We start from the raw sequence: 18,031 nt of genomic DNA, 5'->3' as shown, positions 1-18,031 counted from the left end.
CCCCCTCCCACATTTTTCAATTGTGAATACCTTCAACGGTGGGAGGGGGCTTGCCCCCGATGGCGTCAGCAGCCACACCGCAGGACTCTCATGAATTCCCAAAGCATCCTTGTTCCCAAAATCTCCACCTTGCCCGTCCATGAACCCCGCGCCCGGGCGATCGTACGCTGGCTGGTGCGCAAGAATATCGTCAAGGAAGAACTGAGCACCTGCGGTCGGACCGGCAACCGCATGGCCTACGCCCTGGCCGACGGTGCCCGCGCCGTGGTGCTGCACCCCGAGGCGCTGCCGTTCAACGAGCCGGTCAATGGCCTGGAGATTATCTACAAACGCTGCATCTACACGCCGGCCAAGGGCTTTCTCGAAGAAGCCGGCTGCCCGGAGTGCCGCAAGGAAGTCGGCGAGGCGCTGTTCGAAAGCCTGGAAGACTGGATGCCCGGCCACACCGACAACTTCACCTGCCCGCTGTGTGGGCATGAAGATGACATCAACGGCTTTCTGTTTCTGCAGGCGTGCGGGTTTTCCAACCTGGGATTCATCTTCAACAACTGGGCGGAGGCGGGTTTCAAGCAGAGCTTTATCGACGAATTTGCCGATTGGCTGGACCAGAAGATCAGCTGGGTCAAAGTCGAGCTTTAATCCATCTATCAGTATTACCAAGTTTGTCAGAGTTTTACATTGAGCCCGACAGGGTGCATGTATATAATGGCGCGCTTCCATTTTCCCGCTCGGGAGCCCCCGCGATGCTGCGTATCAGCCAAGAAGCTCTGACATTCGACGACATTCTCCTAGTGCCCGGTTATTCCGAGGTGCTTCCTAACGAAGTCAGTCTCAAGACCCGCCTAACCCGTGGCATCGAGCTGAATATTCCCCTGGTTTCCGCTGCGATGGACACCGTTACCGAAGCCCGCCTGGCCATTGCCATGGCGCAGGAAGGCGGTATCGGTATCATCCACAAGAACATGACCATCGAGCAGCAAGCTGCCGAAGTGCGCAAGGTCAAGCGTTACGAAGCCGGTGTGGTGAAAGATCCGATCACCATCGAAGCCGACGCCACCGTGCGTGACCTGTTCGACCTGACTCGCCTGCACAACATCTCCGGTGTTCCCGTGCTGCATGATGGCGACCTGGTTGGCATCGTCACTTCCCGTGACGTGCGCTTTGAAAACCGCCTTGAAGTCACCGTCCGCGAAGTGATGACGCCCAAAGAGCGCCTCGTCACGGTCAAGGAAGGCGCCGACAAGAACGATGTGCGCGAACTGCTGCACAAGCACCGCATCGAGCGCGTACTGATCGTCGACGACAAATTCGCCCTCAAAGGCATGATGACCGTCAACGACATCGAAAAAGCCAAGGCTTACCCGCTGGCCAGCAAGGATGACCAAGGTCGTCTGCGCGTTGGCGCTGCCGTCGGTACCGGTAAAGACACCGGCGATCGCGTTGCCGCGCTGGTTGCCGCCGGTGTGGACGTGGTAGTGGTCGACACTGCCCACGGTCACTCCAAAGGCGTAATCGACCGCGTGCGTTGGGTCAAGCAGAACTTCCCTGAAGTACAGGTGATCGGCGGCAACATCGCCACCGGTGCTGCCGCCAAGGCCCTGGCCGAAGCGGGCGCGGATGCCGTCAAGGTCGGTATCGGCCCAGGCTCGATCTGCACCACGCGTATCGTCGCTGGTGTAGGCGTGCCGCAAATCAGCGCCATCGCCAACGTCGCCGCGGCCCTTGAAGGCACCGGTGTGCCGTTGATCGCCGACGGCGGCATCCGTTTCTCCGGTGACCTGTCCAAGGCCATCGTCGCCGGTGCTTCGTGCGTGATGATGGGCTCGATGTTCGCCGGTACCGAAGAGGCCCCGGGCGAGATCGAACTGTTCCAGGGCCGTTCGTACAAGGCTTACCGCGGCATGGGTTCGCTGGGCGCCATGTCCCAGGCCCAGGGTTCCTCCGACCGTTACTTCCAGGACTCTTCGGCAGGCGCCGAGAAGCTCGTGCCGGAAGGTATCGAAGGCCGTGTGCCTTACAAGGGCACCCTGAGCGCCATCATCCATCAACTGATGGGCGGCCTGCGTTCCTCGATGGGCTACACCGGCAGCGCCAACATCGAAGAAATGCGCACCAAGCCAGAGTTCGTACGGATCACCGGCGCCGGCATGGCTGAATCCCATGTCCACGACGTGCAGATCACCAAGGAAGCGCCAAACTACCGCGTAGGTTGAGGCTTCCAGCAAAATGTTAAGTAACCGGGGCTGTTCTTCAGCCCCGAGTTGTTTCTGATTCATTAGACGAGACTGACTTCATGGCCCTCGACATTCACGCCCACCGCATCCTGATCCTCGACTTCGGTTCCCAGTACACCCAGCTGATCGCCCGCCGCGTGCGTGAAATCGGTGTGTACTGCGAACTGCACCCGTTCGACATGGATGACGAAGCGATCCGCGAATTCGCACCTAAAGGCGTCATCCTCGCCGGTGGCCCCGAGTCCGTGCACGAAGCCAACAGCCCGCGTTGCCCGCAAGCCGTATTCGACCTGGGCGTACCGGTCTTCGGCATCTGCTACGGCATGCAAACCATGGCCGAGCAACTGGGCGGCAAGGTCGAAGGTTCCGAACTGCGTGAGTTTGGTTATGCCCGTGTGGATGTAGTCGGCAAGAGCCGCCTGCTGGACGGCATCGAAGACCACGTCGACGCCGACGGCCTGTTCGGCCTCGACGTATGGATGAGCCACGGTGACAAGGTCACCAAAATGCCGGAAGACTTCCACATCCTGGCCAGCACTCCGAGCTGCCCGATCGCCGGCATGTTCAGCGACGAGCGTCGTTACTACGGCGTGCAGTTCCACCCGGAAGTGACCCACACCAAGCAAGGCGGGCGCATCCTGTCGCGCTTCATCCTCGACATCTGTGAGTGTGAAGCCCTGTGGACGCCGTCGAAAATCGCTGAAGACGCCATCGCCCAGGTGCGCGCCCAGGTTGGTACCGACAACGTGCTGCTCGGTTTGTCCGGCGGCGTTGACTCCTCCGTGGTCGCCGCGCTGCTGCACAAGGCCATCGGCGACCAGTTGACTTGTGTGTTCGTCGACAACGGCCTGCTGCGCCTGCACGAAGGTGAGCAAGTGATGGCCATGTTCGCCGAGAACATGGGCGTCAAGGTGATCCGCGCCAACGCCGAGGAGCAGTTCCTCAACAACCTGGCCGGCGAGTCCGACCCGGAGAAAAAGCGCAAGATCATTGGCCGCACCTTCATCGACGTCTTCGATGCCCAGTCCAACAAACTGGACAACATCAAGTACCTCGCCCAGGGCACCATCTACCCCGACGTGATCGAGTCGGCCGGCGCCAAGAGCGGCAAGGCCCACGTGATCAAGTCCCACCACAACGTAGGTGGCCTGCCTGAGGAAATGAACCTCAAGCTGGTAGAACCGCTGCGCGAACTGTTCAAGGACGAAGTCCGCCGCCTTGGCCTGGAACTGGGCCTGCCCTACGACATGGTCTACCGCCACCCCTTCCCAGGCCCAGGCCTGGGTGTGCGCATCCTCGGTGAAGTGAAAAAGGAATACGCCGACCTGCTGCGTCGCGCCGACCACATCTTCATCGAAGAACTGCGCAAGGCCGACTGGTACCACAAAGTCAGCCAGGCGTTCGTGGTGTTCCAGCCGGTCAAATCCGTTGGCGTGGTAGGCGATGGCCGTCGTTACGCGTGGGTTGTGGCCTTGCGTGCGGTGGAAACCATCGACTTCATGACGGCGCGTTGGGCGCATCTGCCTTACGAGCTTTTGGAAACGGTCAGTGGCCGGATCATCAATGAGATCGAAGGTATTTCGCGCGTGACGTATGACGTGTCGAGCAAGCCGCCGGCGACGATTGAGTGGGAGTAGGTTTTTTTCGTAACCATTTGATTTAATTAAAAATATTTTTGACGGTTACGAGGGTTTCTACGTCATTAATGGCGTCGGTCATGGTGCTCAGAGCAAGCTTCATCAAAAAGGATGTCGATACCATGTTCAGTTGGGTGAAGCTGACATGGCATCGACAGTGCGTCTTCTCTTACCTAGCGCACCTGAAATGCCTTGAAGCCCTGATTGCTGTTTTGATGCTTGCGACTCCCCAAAAGGGGTTATTACTTATCTTCTCGTGCCTCTGTCATCGTGATTCTATACAGTGCGATGGCCTTAGGTTCTGGGGAAGCCACTCATCCGATCCCAGCAATGAGTAAAAGGGGGGCGGCAAAGCCATTCGGTAGACTTTTGGCTTGGTAGTGAGTGAGCGCTCCGCCAACTAACCCTCAGAGTTCCAGTCATCAAGGATGACCGTGCCTTAAGGTTTCTCAGCAAGCCACAATGTCCATCTGTCCATTTCTCTAATCGGCTGATCAACATCGATACGGCCACTAATGAATGAGATCAAGTTGGCCAATTCTTCATCATTAAGCTCATGCAGGATTGATCGGCCCGTACGATTACGGAGGTCAGTCTCTAAGTCTTCAAAGTTCTCATAGGTCTTTCTGATTTCCCAGAGCTGAATAGTTTTTGGATTTTCAAACCCAGCCTTCAGTAGGGCGCCTACAACTCGATCAGCAGTTGGTCTTCGGTTGGATTCAACTTTCTGTAGTCGAGGGAAGCATTCGAAAAAATACCCGCGAATGTGTACAGGAGACCCAGCAACCTGCACGTCGTCAGGCGTGCGATCTTGAATCAGCAATTTCCCGCCAGGGACAAGCAAACGAAAAGCTTCGGCAAAACAAGCGTCGTAATTTTTGATGTGGTGAATAAGCGCCCGCTCGAAAACAATGTCTATGCTCTCGCTCACCAAGTCTGTTTTCTCAGCGGTGCCCACTTGGAAGGAAATTCCCGTCTGTCTTACTGATTTTTCTCGAGCGGCCGAGACCATCTCGGCGGAAAAATCGACGCCTATCACTTCTTTGGCGCCAAGCTCGATCCAAGCGATTGAGTAGATCCCGCCTCCACACCCGATGTCCGCGACGCGTTTACCTGATGGGTCAAGCACGGATTTGATAGCCGTAGCCCATCCGCTGTCGGCGTCTCGAGCGGCGTATGTATACCTGTTTTCACTGGAGTGGAAGTCGATGCTCATAACCAGACCCTGCAAATGATTGCGACCACCAGATGGTATGGATGCCTCTTTGCAATGTAAAATATATGCAAAGTACCCAAAGCATACATAAAAGGTAGTAACGCCATGGAGCTTCGCCATCTGCGCTACTTCGTTGTGGTCGCCGAAGAAGAACACATGACTCGGGCAGCGCAGCGCCTCAATATTCAGCAGCCGCCACTCAGCTCACAGATTCGTGATTTGGAGCGCGAAATGGAGGTGCGACTGTTCGATCGCACCCCTCGCAGCATTCGTCTGAATGCGGCTGGTCGTGTTTTCTTGAAGGAAGCACGAGAGCTGCTGGCCAACGTAGATCGGGCGGTTATGCGGGCACAGCAGGCAGCTCGCGGTGAGTTTGGACGGATCGCCGTTGGCTATACCAGTTCCGCTTCCTTACACCCAAAGGTTCCTCAGTTGATACGGGCATTTCACGCGAGATACCCTATGATCGCGCTTGATTCTCACGAAAACACGACGCGGGATTTGCTTGATGCCTTGGTGGAGGAATCGCTGGATGCCGTGTTCGTGAGATCAACAACTCAGCGATATCCCATGCTGAAATCGGTTGTACTGTGTCAAGAACCCATGGTTGTCGCCTTGCCGATCGGACATCCTCTGGCGCAGGAAACCGGTCCCATCGCCTTGTCAGCTTTGAGAACCGAAGGCCTTATCCTCTATCGACGGGCTGACGGCCCAGGCATCCAGGATGTGCTTTTTGCCGCCTTTCTGGAGGCGGGGTTCACGCCGCGCGTCGCAGCCGATGTACCAAGATTACTTTCCGCGGTCACTCTGGTTGCCGCGGGCAAGGGGATAACTATCGTGCCTGAGACCTTGAGATCGCTGCATCGAGAAAGTGTGAAATATCGGGAGCTTAATACTCAATCCGACTTCACGGTGCCTCTCACACTGGTGTATCGATGTGCGCCACAGGGCTCGCCATTATCTCGATTTGTCCAGATGGCTCACGAGGATGCTGACCAGCAAGCCTGTTTTCAATCAGGGATATAAAACGTGAAATTATTTCTACAACCTGGCTATCACTTCGGCAGACGGTGGCTACCAAGCGCCCAACAAGGGACTGAGGGTGTGAATGGTATTTTTCGTGGCATCGTTTTGGTGGCTTGTAGAATCATCCATATTTTATCGGGGCTGAACAGCCTGTTGATAATAGAGTGGGAGTGAGTTCTTTCCATATGCCCCAAAAGCCCGCCTAATCGCGGGCTTTTGTTTGTGCGACGCTTAAGTTTCTGCTGCTTTAGCTGAAAAGAATACACGCTGCTTCTATGGATCCTGCTGTGTGTAGCAGTCAGTAGGTGCATATTGTTTTGTTCGCTGATAGGGAGAGGTTTTGTAGTGGAAATGTTTTTTGTACTGTTGATGTTATGTGTGCTGTTTTGGGAAAGGGGTGGCGATGCAAAAACGGAACTGCTCAAGGTAGTGGTCGAAAATAAACGGGGCCTCATCAAATATCTTGGCTCTGCAGCACTGCTCGCCATGACGTTGTCCGTGCTGCCTAGTTTATTGCTGTCAATTTATATGCGACAGCATGGTTTTTTTGCTTACGAGATCTTTGGCTCCCAGCAGGGAGGTATGCGCATTATTAGTTTGAATGTGCTATTTAATTTTATTGTTTTGTCTGTGTCTTTGATGGGGGCTGCTATATTTTGGAAGGCGAAAGCTCCTTGGCCTCTAGTTGCTTTATCAACTGTGGCAGCGCTTCTGGTTGCTGTGGGACTACTCGGTGTTGCGTATTACGCTAAGAGTTATGATCTCTTGGTTGCAACGTTGTTCTTCGCATTTTTGATAGGAGGCTATGTACTCTTTTGGATTTCTAATGGCATTGATGGGAAAATCAATCGCTGGTGGGTGCCGTTGGTTTTTTCAGGGATAGCACTAGTTACTCCTGTTATATTTCATTCCTATGCGGCTGCGCTTGCCGGTAACGCTCTGTTTCAGATGCGTGTTGGAGGAATGCCTGTTGTGCTAACCGAGCCGTTAGGGTTTGGTAAATCTGTTTCTGGTAGTGCCATTGAAGGGAAGCTGCTATTAAGAACTCCCGAGCTTTATTATTTGGAAGTGGCAGGCGAGAACAGCACTAACGCGCATTCAGTAGTAATTGTCAGTTCGGAAAGTGCCTCTATTAGCTATAAGTTTAACGATAAATGATTTAATCGGCAGGTTGGAACCTTGCCTGGAATAATTGCGATATATGAGCTTCCTTGCATCTCTATGTGAGGTATATCGCTGCTTCCGGATCACCGTGATCAGCCGCTTAATGCGTGGATAATGTGGTTGATCACGGCGCTGTGCGAGGTCAATACTGTGAGTCGAGGAACTGGTACTTTATCTGGTATCAAGCAGCAATCTGATTTGTAGAGTTAATAGGGAGCAGCCTCTTGTCATCTTTTGGCTCTACGTTTCTTTCGCGAAAGGCACTTGGGCAGGCAGAGCAGATGATGTTCGGTGCCAGCTCCGGGGTCCGCGATGAGGTTGGCTTCCTAATTGTTCACCAACGTTACGCAGACCATTTCTTCCCGGGCACCTCGGTTCTGCACACCCGGCTCCGATACGCGCTCCTCATTCCGTGGCTATATCAGAGCTTGCGGGCGAAGCGGCCGTCCCCAAAAGATTTCGGGCACGCATTCACTGATCTTGAGCATAAGCTGACCGGGCGCCTTCAGTTCAAGGGTAGTGGAGGGGAACCCGACGGCGTGATCGGTGGTGAGGTCTATCCTCGTACAATCAGCCAGCCGCCTGCCTATGTCTACTGGACGGCGCTCACGAAATGGGGATTGATCGGCGCCCGCCCCGACGGACGCCCCTGGAGCCGCCCCGATATGGCGCGGCTACTTGCGGCCGGAAGCAAGCGGTCGATGCACGATGACGACGGCAAGCCCTTCGATGCGGTCACGCTCCCTTTTCCTTTAGGCCAATGATGGGGGGCGTTAATTCCACAATTGATCCTGTTGCGAACGGAATAATTATTTTATTTATTTAATCTTATTCAACGTCGTAATTGATCAAGAATCATCAGGTGAACATGGATATCCACCTTTTTCATATGCTCCAGGTCAGCCTTTCCTCCAATGCAAAGGGCGGGCTCGAACGCGTACATCTCATCTTCGCCAACCGGCCCAAGCTTTGCAAGTGCGCGCAGGAAGAGCGGCTTGCCTTGATTGTCCTCGAAGTCGAGACTTTCTCGACTGGTAGAACCAAGGAATATACCCAGCGTTCTATCCGGGACCGGGTTGGGCTTACTCAATTGGTTCTTCAGCGCAACAATACCGCCCGCTAGACTTGATATAGTAATTTTGCGCTGGTAACGCTCACCCCATGCATACAACGAACCAAATGCATCCCTGGCGATCACATTATAGTTGTCGACTTCTGCCAAGCCACTGCCCTGCAGCCACATATCGAGCGTCGCCTTGTATGGCTCCGGATCTACAATCCAGAACAGCCCATCAGCATAAGAGCACCAACCTTCATTCTGCCAATAACCAAGCAGGGACTTGGGTAATATCGAGCGATACTTGTCGATACTTGACTTGGGCACTTCTCGACGCGAGTTTGGTTCGCCTAGATTATCGATCAATGATTGAAAAAATTCGTCTCTCAATTTCCACGCCCTCTTAGTAACTCCAGTCTGACATTCATCTTCGCCTGCCCTGAACCATTGGCGATGGCCGAAGACACTGCCTCATCCAACGCTTTCAAGCGGCTCGGCCAGCTGCCTCCGATCGACGAGTTGATCAGTGAATCGCCCATTCTGACAGGTTCGTGACTGAACCAACCACCTGCGACCATATCAGGATCGTGCAGCGCCGCCAGCTCAGAACGAATCTCTCTGGCTCTGACGGCCGCTTGCGCAGAGGCGGTCTTGAAGTCGGTACCCTTGGTCATTAATGACTCAGTGATACTGTCTCTGACTTCATTTTCGAAGTCCTTGCCGAATTTCTGCTGTGCGGCTGCGGCATCTGGATTGCGTCCGAGCTTATCGTAGGCATCCCGAGCAGTCTTGAACTCCTCCACCGTCATACGGTTGATAGCATTCTGCTGCGCTAGGAGCTGTTTATTGTATTCCTTGAGGAAGCTTTTTTGCTGCTCTGGCGTCATCGTCTTGAACTTGTCGCTACTGAAAGGATTGAACGCCTTTACCGTAAACTCGTCCATTGCCGGCACGGCCTTATCCGGGTTTGGCGGTGTTTCAGGTTTTTCATTTGTATTGGGAGAGTCTGTCGTGGGTTTATTATTACCCGCGAGCTCGTCCGAAGTGCGCGTGGGTGTAGTCTCTGGCGCATCGGCCACAGGCCGATGTGGCAAGGCGTTACTCGTCTTGGAGGCTTCGACCTTGGCCAGCTTGGCGCCGTCTACTACCATCTTTTCAAGCTGCTGCGCTCCAACCTTGATCCCCGCCTTGGCCAGCGCCACGCCACCTTTCGCAGCCCCGCCGACGCCCGTTGCAATGCTGCCGACCTGCCAGGCGATTTCGCCGATGGCCTTGCCCAATGCTTCGGCGTTTTCGTCGCCGCCGACTTCCAGTGCGGTCTTGATCGTTTCTATCTTGACGTTGAGTTCGTTGACGACGCTGTCGCCAAACTGCTTTCTGGCCTCCGGGTTATTAATCAGTTGGCCAAGGCCGGTAAGCCCTTCGATGGGGTGCGCAACAAATTCGGCGAGGCCCGTGACGTCATTCCAGCCTGACTGGGCCAACCCCTTGCCGATGCCGAACTGGGTCAGAACATCCTGCCTGCCGCTGATGTACGACCATTTGGCAACGACTTTGCTGGCGGCAATCAGGCCTTTTGCTTCGTCATACTCCTTCTTGAACTGCACGATCTGCTGAGTCGCCAGCCAGTTGTTATCCACCGCCGCACCCGCCGCGGTATTGGCGGTGGTCGGGTCGATGGAGGCGCTGGTCGCTGCCAGGCCGGTCACCAGGCTGACGATCAGGTTGCGCTTGGCTTCGCGTTGTTCTTCGCTTTCGTCGGGGCTGCTTTGTGAGAACAGGCCGGTGAGCAGGCTTGATGCCGCCGCGCCTGCTGCGCCGCTGCCGCAACTTTGACTGCTGGCGGCGGCACCGGCGCAAGCGACGATGCCGTGCAGGGCCGCGTGCAGTGGCGAGCCTTCGGTGAGCTCGCCTTTGGCCACCAGGTCGCCGATGTAGCCGGCACCCCGTTGCTGCACATAATTGACCACCAGGCCTTGCACGAAGGCAGCGTTGCCCGCGCTGATATTGCCGCCTGCAGCACCGATCAGGGCGGTAGTGATCTGCCGGTAGGTGCCGCCTGCGCCCCAGTTTTCGGAGATGTCGTTGGCTTCTGCCGACAGTTGCCTTGCACGGATCTGCAGGGCCATCTGTGCGGCATCGTTCTGTCCGTCGATTTTATCGGCTTCTGCCTGCAGCGTTTTGGCCTGTTGCCGCTTGAGGTCCGCTTCCCGCGCTTTATTGGCGAGGAAGGTGCTGGCTTCATTGGAGAACGCGCTGACGATCTCAAAACCGGCGCGGATTTCATCTTCGTCGAAGATCGGTTTGAGCGAGTTGCTGCCATCGCGATCACTGGACACATCACGGTTGAGGCTGGCGACGGTTTGTTCAGCGGTCTGGCCGGTGCGTTTCTGCTGCTCGGCGTCGTCGGTAATGACGACGGCACCGCCACTGATGCCGCTGCGTGTCACGCTGCTTGCCTTGTCGCTGGCGCTGATGGCGATCGGCATGTTGGCGCCGATCTTGTTCTCGTTTTTGGCCAGGTCGGTGCCCGGGTTAACCTTGCCGCCAGTCTGCGCGTTGCCCTTCTGGTCCTTGCCGACTTCGTTGTAGCCGCCGCCCAGGCTGACGGTATTGGCGTCGTAATCCGCCTTGTTCTTGATGTCGCGGCTGGTGAGGCTGGATGTGACCAGGCTGTTTTTGCCGTCTTGCACGGCCTTGTCACTGCTGGCGATCACGCCGCCGACCAAATCGGTGTTGCCCCGCACGTTGATGTCGAAACCGTCATCCCCAGCCTTGATGCCTGACTGCTCGGTGACGCTGGCATAGTTGGAGTCGATGTTGGTTGCGCCAAAGTTTGCGCTGGCACCGCTTATCGAGCTCATGCCGTAGCAGAACGGTGGAATACAAAGACTGATGCCGATGCCCAGACTCTTTTCATCGACTTTGTACGTGTTGGTGTCTTGCAGGCTTTCGATATTCAGATCGCCGCCGACATCGGCGATGACTTTTTTGCCACTGGCCACCGCTCCCTTAAGCAGCGTGTCGCCGCCGGATGACAGCAGCAACTGGTTGCCAGCCTCCACTTTTGTATTGGTATGGGTCAGCTCGTCGCCGTCCGCCTGGCCCCGGTTTCCGGTGGCACCCAGGTCCAGGGTAAAGCCGTTTCTGCTACCGCCCAGCGAGAGGCCGATACCGATGCTGGCGCTGCTGCCTTTGCTGTCGGTGTTTTGCTGGCTGGTGTTGTTGGCGGCGAGCAGGTTGATGTCGCCGTCGGCCATCAGGCTGGCGTCACGCCCGGCCTTGATCTGGCTGCCTTGGACCGTGATGTTGCTGTCTGCGCCTGCGCCGGTCGCGCGCAGGCGCACATCTTGACCGGCGGTGATGGTCGAACCGGCGGCGCTGTCGCTGGTCTGGGTGGTTTTGCTTTCGTTCTTCTTGGTGCCCAGCGACAGGCTAATGTTGATACCGCCTGCCGCGCCAGGGTCCATTGCCACCGCCGTGGCGGCGTTGTTACCGCCCAGCAGGACCGTGGCCGCTGCCAGCGCCTTCATGCGCCCGTCATCGGTTTTCTCCGATGCCTGCTTCATCTGCTGGGTGGTCTGGATTGCACTGATGACAGGGTTAGTCACCGTCAGAGTGAACCCGGTCTGTTTGAACAGGGTTTCACGTTCGCGCTTGCTGGTGTTGCGGGCTTCGACGACATCGATGGTTTGCCCGGTGATATCGACGCTGCCTTCGGGCGCGCTCACCTGGCTGCCCACCTGGCGGTAGCCTTTGCCCGCTTCCATCAGCACATCGCCTTTGGTTGACCCCACGGTACTCGCCGCTGCGGTCTGGCTGGTGGTGAGGTCCTTGACCGTTTGCTGCTGGGTGCCGAGGGTGACCGCGATACCGCCGCCGCTGAACAGGCCGCTTGTCTTCACCGACTTGTCGTGACGTTCGCTGCTGCTCTCGGTCGCTGCTTCGATGTTGATGTTGTTGTCAGCCGCCAGAATGGTCTGGTTGGTGGACACCACGTTGCTGCCGCTGACGTTGATGTCGCGACCGGCCTGCACATAGGTTTTCTCGGCACTCAGCGTCGAGCCCTGCGCCTGGGTCTGGTTGACGGTGTCGCGTGTGGTGGTGGTCTTGCTGGAGAACAGGCCGTTGCTGCCTTTGAATTTGTGCGCTTCATCGGCGAACTGGGTGTTTTGCGCAGCGGTCAGGTTCACGTCGCGCCCGGCGTCGGCGATGATTGCACCTTGCTGACTGGTGACGCTTGCGCCTCGGGCATTGAGGTCCTGCCCGGCACTGAGGCGCACATCGCCTTGGCCTTGAATGGTTGAGCCGACTTCGGTCTGGCTGGCGTCTTTGCGCCAGTTGCTGCCGTTCCAGTTAATCGATTGCTGATGGGCTTCGCCAACGGTGGTCAGGTTGATGTTGTTGCCTGCTTGCAGCGAGGTACTGCCGCCGGCGCCTGCGTTGACCACCTGAGCGCCGGTCAGGTTGAGGTCTTTGCCCGCGTTGACGTCCATGGTGCCGTCAGCGCCGCTGACGAACAGGCCGGCCACGCGTGACAGGTTGGTTCGTGTGCCCTGGGCACTGCTGCTGTCGCGACTGCTGGACACAACGTTGACGTTTTGCCCGGCGTTGATGGCGAGGCTGTCTGTCGCGCCGATCAGGCCGCCGAGGTTGTCGAGGTTTTCCCGTGCTGTCAGCGAGACCTTGTCGGCCTGGATGCGGCCGCCGAGGTTTTCGATGTTCTGCGCGGTAATCGCCATCACGCTGCGCCCGGCCAGGCTGCCGCTGTTGACCAGATCACCGGCAATGTTCAGGTTCAGGCGTTGCCCGGCAATCAGCGAGCCAGAGCCGTTAAGGTCGCTTTCCTGCACCCGCACATAGACCTGTGGCACCAGCACGTTGCGGGTTTCGCCGTTGGCGAGGGTGACCTTTTTTTGTACCAGCCAGACGATGTCGCTGGTCAGTTGAGCCATCTGCTCGGGGGAGAGCTCGACGCCGGGCACCAATTGCCATTGATTGGCCAGGGTGACGGCGTTGTCGATCAGCGCCCGGTATTGCGCTTCGTCGTTGGCGTAGCCGTCGAGAAAGCGCCGACCAGTGAGTTGCGCGACCTGTTCGCGAATCAGTTTCTGCTCATAGAAGCCATCGCCGAGGCGCTGCTGGGGCAAGGCAGGGTCGACTTGCAAACGTTCCAGCATGTAATCCGACGACAGCCAGGTGCGATAGCTGGCGAAACGCGGATCTGTTTCTACCAGGTAATTGCTGGTGGTCTGCGGATGGGTGGTGAACAGGCTGTTATTCGGCAATTCCAGGGACGGGCCCCCGGTACGAATTTGCTCGGCCACGCCTTGTGCGTTCTGGGTGGTCTGCGCTGCAACCTGAACGATCGGAGCTACTTGAAAGGTACGTGCGGCCGGAGCGCTGACCGTACCGGTGGAAGCGATCTGCTGGCCGACGGCCTGGGTACCGCGTGCGCTGATCTGGGTGCCCGTGCCGCTGACCGCTGTGTTCTGCGCGAAGACGGTAGGTTGCAGGGAAATATCCTGAATCAGCGGGGCAGGGGTATAGGCTGCTGTGTTCGCCCCTTGCCGGTCGCGGCCCTTGCGCTGGATGCGGTAGAAGTTGGTGACGCTGCCGCTGTCGACGGTGGTGCGCTGGCCCGACACTTCGGTGTTGGTCAGGCTGGTGACGTCTGCCTGCAATAGTCCGCCGGCGATAATGCGGCTCTTGTCGTTGAGCACGTCGCCGGCGCTGATCTGCATTGTCCCGCCAGACAGGATCTGCGCCGGGGCCGAGGTGGCGATCTGGGTTTCGTTGACGACGCGGGTGTAGTCGTAGCGGTTCCAGTTGTCGCGCTGGCCCTCGGGGGTGACCAGGTAATTCACCTCGTCGTGACGCAGGGAGATCTCGTTGGCTTGGTAGCGGTTGGTCGAGCCGGTGAGTTGAAACTCCTGCTCGGGTGTTCGACTGACCTCAACATCGCGCGTGCTGAAATGTTCGTTGGTGTTGCGCACGCTTTGTACGTTCAAAGACAGATCGCCAAGCGCTTCGAGGGTCGCGCTGGCATTGGTCAGCAATTGAGCGCGACCCTCAGCGGTGTCGAGCGTGCTCAAGGTCCCGCCAATGGCGAGGTCGCCAGCACTGAAGATCAGCGATTGCTCGCGGTTATTCAGGGTCGCGGTGCCGATATTCAGTGACTCACGGGCTGCTATCGTTGCTGCGGTGCCATTTTCATCGAGGTTGTTCAACGTTGAGGTGGCTATCGCCAGTTGGTCGCCATACAGGCGCGCGGTGCCGAGGTTATTCAGCGTCGCTGCCTGCAGGCGGACTTGCTGGCCGTCGATCAGCCCGCGGTTGGTCAGGGTGTCAGCGACGTTCAGGCGCACCTGGCCCGCGCTGATTTCGGCGTTGGCGCTGTTGTCGAGCGTCTGTGCGCTGACCAGCAGCGACCTGCCCGCCAGTAAACGCCCGGTGTTGTTGAGCGCCCCGGCGGTGCTCAGATCAACGTTGTTGTTGGCCTGAATCTGCCCGCTCAAATCAAGGCCGCTCTGCAACCTGAAGTTGATGTCACCCAGGCTCAGCGCCCGGCCCGTGCCGCTGTAATACGCAGCGTTGAGCGACAGCAGCTTGCCCGCAATCAGCGTGCCGTCGAGGTTATTCACCGATTGGCGACGCTGCGCAGTATCGCGGTCGCTTATCGTCAGGTCGCCGGTCGAAGAGATCAGCCCGTTCTGGTTATTCAGCGCCTGGCTCACGCCCAGCAATAGACCTTCATCGGTGCGTAAAGCACCGCTCTGGTTGTTGAGGGTGTTGACCGCCAGGTTCATGCTGCGGCCTTCAAGGCCTTGGTTGGTGCCCTGCGTGGAGCTGTTGTCGAGCGCGTCGGTGCTCAGGCTCAATGCGCCGGCACTGCGCACCAGACCGCCCTGATTGTTAAGGGTCTGCCCCAGCACCAGTTCAACGTCGCCGAGGCTTTGCAATTGGCCGCCACGGTTGTCCAGTTGTTCGCCTTTGATGTGGACGGTTTTCTCGCCAATGATCTGGCCACCGTCGGTGTTGGCCACGTCGCTGGCGTTGAGCAACAGGTTGCCCTTGGCGCTCAAAAAGCCTGCGCTGTTGTTGAGGCTGGCGCTACGGATTTCCACGGCATCCTGGCCGCTGATGCCTTTGGTGGTGCCGGATTGCAGGTTGTTCAGCGCCTGGCTGCCGGTGTCGATGAACAGCTTGCCTGTGGACTGAATCAAGCCCGCCGCGTTACGCAACTCGCCGCTGCGCAGGTCGAGGGTGGCGCGGGCGTCGAGTGTACCGTCGCTGTTGTCGGCCAGAGCGCCGTTGCTGTTGAGGTCCAATGCCTGACCGCTGATCACACCACTGCGGTTATCCAGGCCCTGAGCTGTAACGGCGATGTCACCCTGGTCTTCCAGACGCCCGCCATTGTTGGTCAGCGCGCCGTTGGTCACGTTGACCGAAAGGCCGGACTGCACCGAGCCAAGCACACCATTGGTGTTGTTGAACTGCCCGGCGATGATCGCCATGCGCTGGGTAGACGCGAGCGTGCCGCCGATGTTGTTCAACTGGCTGAACTGCGCTTGCAGCTCGCCACCGGCGCTGACGGTGCCTTGGGTATTTTCCAGGCGTGCGCCGTTCAGTTGCGCGGTGCCGCTGGCCGCCAGCGTGCCGCCGCTGTTGTCGATCAGATCACTGGCGGTCACCGTCAGCAGGCCGCCGTCGGTTGCAACAACTTTGCCGTTCTTATTATTCAGCGTGCCAACGTTGATCGCCACAGCGCCTGGGCTGTTGACCTGGCCGTTCTGATTGTTGAATTGCTCGCTGACATTGATCTGTAAAGGCTCCAGCCCCGTTTGCAGAATGCGCCCGTATTGATTGGACAGGGTGCGGGCCTGGAGTGTGAGCTGTTGGCCCTGGGCCAGACCTTCATCCAGCACCACGTCGTCAGCCTTGATCGACACGCTGCCATTACTGGCAATGCTACCTTTGGTACTGCCGAGTTGGTTGGCCTGGATGTCCAGCGAACCCTTGCCGGCATGCTCGATGGTGCCGCCGCTGTTGTCGACGCGGCTGGCGCTGATCCGTGCATTGTTGGCGTTGGAGGCAATGCGTCCACTGCGGTTGTCGAGGCTCGCGCTGGCGTTTATCGAGGTGTCGGCGACGCCGGTCTGCACCAGCTCGCCGCCGACGTTGGACAGATCACTTGCGTTCAGTTGCAGGTTGTCGGCGTTGACGCTGGCGCTGTCTGTGCGCAGGGTTTTTGTCGCGTTGGCCGCGAGGGTCTGGCTGGCATCCACGCGGCTGCCACTGAGATTGCTATCGCCGTTGTTGGCGGTCAGGGTGACATTGCGGCCTTGAGTCTGGCTGCCGCTGAGGTCCAGATCATCGGCCTGGATGCTGACATCGCCTGCCGCCAGGTTTTGACCCTGCGCTTTGACGTGGGTGGCGCGCACCGCAAGGTTGCCGCTGCTGCCCAGTTTGCCATCCACGCCTGCGCCCGCCGCTAGGCTTGAGCCCTGGGTGCTACGAATCGACTTGGCGCTGAGGGTTGTTTGATTCTGGCTGGCAATGGTGCCGCTGTTATCGATATCCCCGGAGCTGGTGAGGTTCAAATCGCCCTTGGTGTAAAGCGAGCCGCTATTGTCAACGCTTGTGGCAGTGATACGGGTGGCCGTGGTGCCGCTGATTGTGCCCATGTTGTGCAGTTTGCCGTCTGCGCTGACGACCACTTCACCCGCCATGGCGCCAATTTGCCCGGCATTGCGCATGCCGACACCCGATTCGGTCCCCACCAGCACGATCTTCCCGGCGTACATTCCGCCCAATTGCGCCACGTCGATGCCGACGGCTGGCTTGTCGCCGTCGGCGCCGGCCTGAGGCTTGGCCTGGGTGTTATCGGCGTTGACCTGATTGCGTCCGGCGGTGACCTTAAGGTCATTGGCCCAGATACCCGCATTGACCTGCACGGTACGGGCAATCAGGTCGGTGTAATCGGCGTCGCGGCTATCAAGGCCCTTGCCCTGAATGTTCAGGGTGCCGCCGTTCACGGTGTAGCCGCTGATGCTGCCGTTCTCCAGCTGCACCTGACCGGTGCTCAGGGTCGCACGGTTGGCGTTGATGAAGCCGCAACCGTCGCAGGTAATGCCGGCCGGGTTGGCGATGACCACTTGGGCGCGTTGCCCGGCGACTTCGACATAGCCGCGTAACTGGCTGGGGTTGCTGGCGTTGACCTCATTGAGGATGACCCGCGCGCTGCCTTTGGCCATCGCTGCGTTGCCTTCGATCCAGCCACCCAGTTGCGTTTGGGTGTTGGCGCCGCTGTTGTTGAGGATGACGCCGCGCGGGTCGACATCGAATTGATTGTAGGTGTTACGCGAAACCCCGGCCGCGCTGGGCGCCTGAATATTCACCTGCGGCGTGCCGTTGGCGCTTTGAATCACCGTCGGACGCTGGCCGGCTGCGGCAGTCGGATCGGCCACAATCGTGCCCGCCGCCCACGCCGGTACAGCGCTCCAGGACACCAGCCCGAGCGCGATCATCAATGCAAAACGCATCGGTCCGAGCGTTGCCGTGCAGCCCGCGTCGGCGGTGGTGAGGCTGACGCGAGTGCCCGGCGCCTTGACCTGGCTGGTGACGTTCTCCGCCACCACCATCAACAGCCCGCGTGCCTTGTTGAAAACAATTCGGTACAGGTGCTTGTTCATAG

Annotated in this window: 9 protein-coding genes; 6 read left to right on the top strand and 3 right to left on the bottom strand. The window is 58.1% G+C overall.

What is annotated here, in order from left to right; genetic code table 11:
• Positions 1-90 precede the first annotated feature (90 nt).
• The 3 genes from JWR98_RS00845 to guaA all read left to right on the top strand — a co-directional run bounded on the left by JWR98_RS00845 (position 91) and on the right by guaA (position 3,871).
• Positions 91-639 carry a sugar ABC transporter ATPase gene (locus JWR98_RS00845; RefSeq protein WP_078734561.1) on the top strand — a complete coding sequence of 183 codons (549 nt, stop codon included), beginning with the start codon at positions 91-93 and terminating at the stop codon, positions 637-639.
• Positions 640-743: 104 nt separating this feature from the next.
• Positions 744-2,213, top strand: coding sequence for an IMP dehydrogenase (gene guaB, locus JWR98_RS00840; RefSeq protein WP_017530001.1), 1,470 nt, complete (start codon positions 744-746; stop codon positions 2,211-2,213).
• Between the two features lie 80 nt (positions 2,214-2,293).
• A complete protein-coding gene (gene guaA, locus JWR98_RS00835) occupies positions 2,294-3,871 on the top strand; it encodes a glutamine-hydrolyzing GMP synthase (RefSeq protein WP_078734560.1) in 1,578 nt (525 codons plus the stop codon).
• 439 nt (positions 3,872-4,310) lie between these two features.
• Here the strand turns inward: guaA and JWR98_RS00830 are convergent, their stop codons facing one another.
• Positions 4,311-5,087 carry a class I SAM-dependent methyltransferase gene (locus tag JWR98_RS00830; RefSeq protein ID WP_205489136.1) on the bottom strand — a complete coding sequence of 259 codons (777 nt, stop codon included), beginning with the start codon at positions 5,085-5,087 and terminating at the stop codon, positions 4,311-4,313.
• A gap of 105 nt (positions 5,088-5,192) precedes the next feature.
• On the opposite strand from JWR98_RS00830, the gene JWR98_RS00825 reads away from it, so the two are divergent.
• The 3 genes from JWR98_RS00825 to JWR98_RS00815 all read left to right on the top strand — a co-directional run bounded on the left by JWR98_RS00825 (position 5,193) and on the right by JWR98_RS00815 (position 8,041).
• The gene (locus tag JWR98_RS00825; protein ID WP_205489135.1) at positions 5,193-6,113 is read left to right on the top strand and encodes a LysR family transcriptional regulator; all 921 of its coding nucleotides are present in this window, start codon (positions 5,193-5,195) and stop codon (positions 6,111-6,113) included.
• A 345-nt stretch (positions 6,114-6,458) separates the two neighbouring features.
• Positions 6,459-7,271 carry a hypothetical protein gene (locus JWR98_RS00820; RefSeq protein ID WP_205489134.1) on the top strand — a complete coding sequence of 271 codons (813 nt, stop codon included), beginning with the start codon at positions 6,459-6,461 and terminating at the stop codon, positions 7,269-7,271.
• Positions 7,272-7,558: 287 nt separating this feature from the next.
• Positions 7,559-8,041, top strand: a complete 483-nt coding sequence (locus JWR98_RS00815) for a DUF6361 family protein (protein ID WP_205489133.1) — start codon at positions 7,559-7,561, stop codon at positions 8,039-8,041.
• Between the two features lie 68 nt (positions 8,042-8,109).
• Here JWR98_RS00815 and JWR98_RS00810 read toward each other — a convergent pair whose 3' ends face one another.
• Both JWR98_RS00810 and JWR98_RS00805 read right to left on the bottom strand, forming a co-directional pair.
• Positions 8,110-8,724 carry a GAD-like domain-containing protein gene (locus JWR98_RS00810; protein WP_225908494.1) on the bottom strand — a complete coding sequence of 205 codons (615 nt, stop codon included), beginning with the start codon at positions 8,722-8,724 and terminating at the stop codon, positions 8,110-8,112.
• Positions 8,721-18,029, bottom strand: a complete 9,309-nt coding sequence (locus tag JWR98_RS00805) for a hemagglutinin repeat-containing protein (RefSeq protein WP_205489132.1) — start codon at positions 18,027-18,029, stop codon at positions 8,721-8,723. The genes JWR98_RS00810 and JWR98_RS00805 overlap by 4 nt, the downstream gene beginning before the upstream one ends.
• Positions 18,030-18,031: the final 2 nt, after the last annotated feature.

This window comes from Pseudomonas lactucae (assembly GCF_016937615.1).
GTDB classification, from domain to species: domain Bacteria; phylum Pseudomonadota; class Gammaproteobacteria; order Pseudomonadales; family Pseudomonadaceae; genus Aquipseudomonas; species Aquipseudomonas lactucae.
Note: the sequence above shows the minus strand (reverse complement) of the source record. Positions and strands in the feature narration are given on the sequence as shown.

Bases quoted from the DNA above. Each gene is read 5' to 3' on its own strand.
- JWR98_RS00845 (WP_078734561.1), top strand. From the start codon at position 91: ATGAATTCCCAAAGCATCCTTGTTCCCAAAATCTCCACCTTGCCCGTC.
- guaB (WP_017530001.1), top strand. From the start codon at position 744: ATGCTGCGTATCAGCCAAGAAGCTCTGACATTCGACGACATTCTCCTA.
- guaA (WP_078734560.1), top strand. From the start codon at position 2,294: ATGGCCCTCGACATTCACGCCCACCGCATCCTGATCCTCGACTTCGGT.
- JWR98_RS00830 (WP_205489136.1), bottom strand. From the start codon at position 5,087: ATGAGCATCGACTTCCACTCCAGTGAAAACAGGTATACATACGCCGCT.
- JWR98_RS00825 (WP_205489135.1), top strand. From the start codon at position 5,193: ATGGAGCTTCGCCATCTGCGCTACTTCGTTGTGGTCGCCGAAGAAGAA.
- JWR98_RS00815 (WP_205489133.1), top strand. From the start codon at position 7,559: ATGATGTTCGGTGCCAGCTCCGGGGTCCGCGATGAGGTTGGCTTCCTA.
- JWR98_RS00805 (WP_205489132.1), bottom strand. From the start codon at position 18,029: ATGAACAAGCACCTGTACCGAATTGTTTTCAACAAGGCACGCGGGCTG.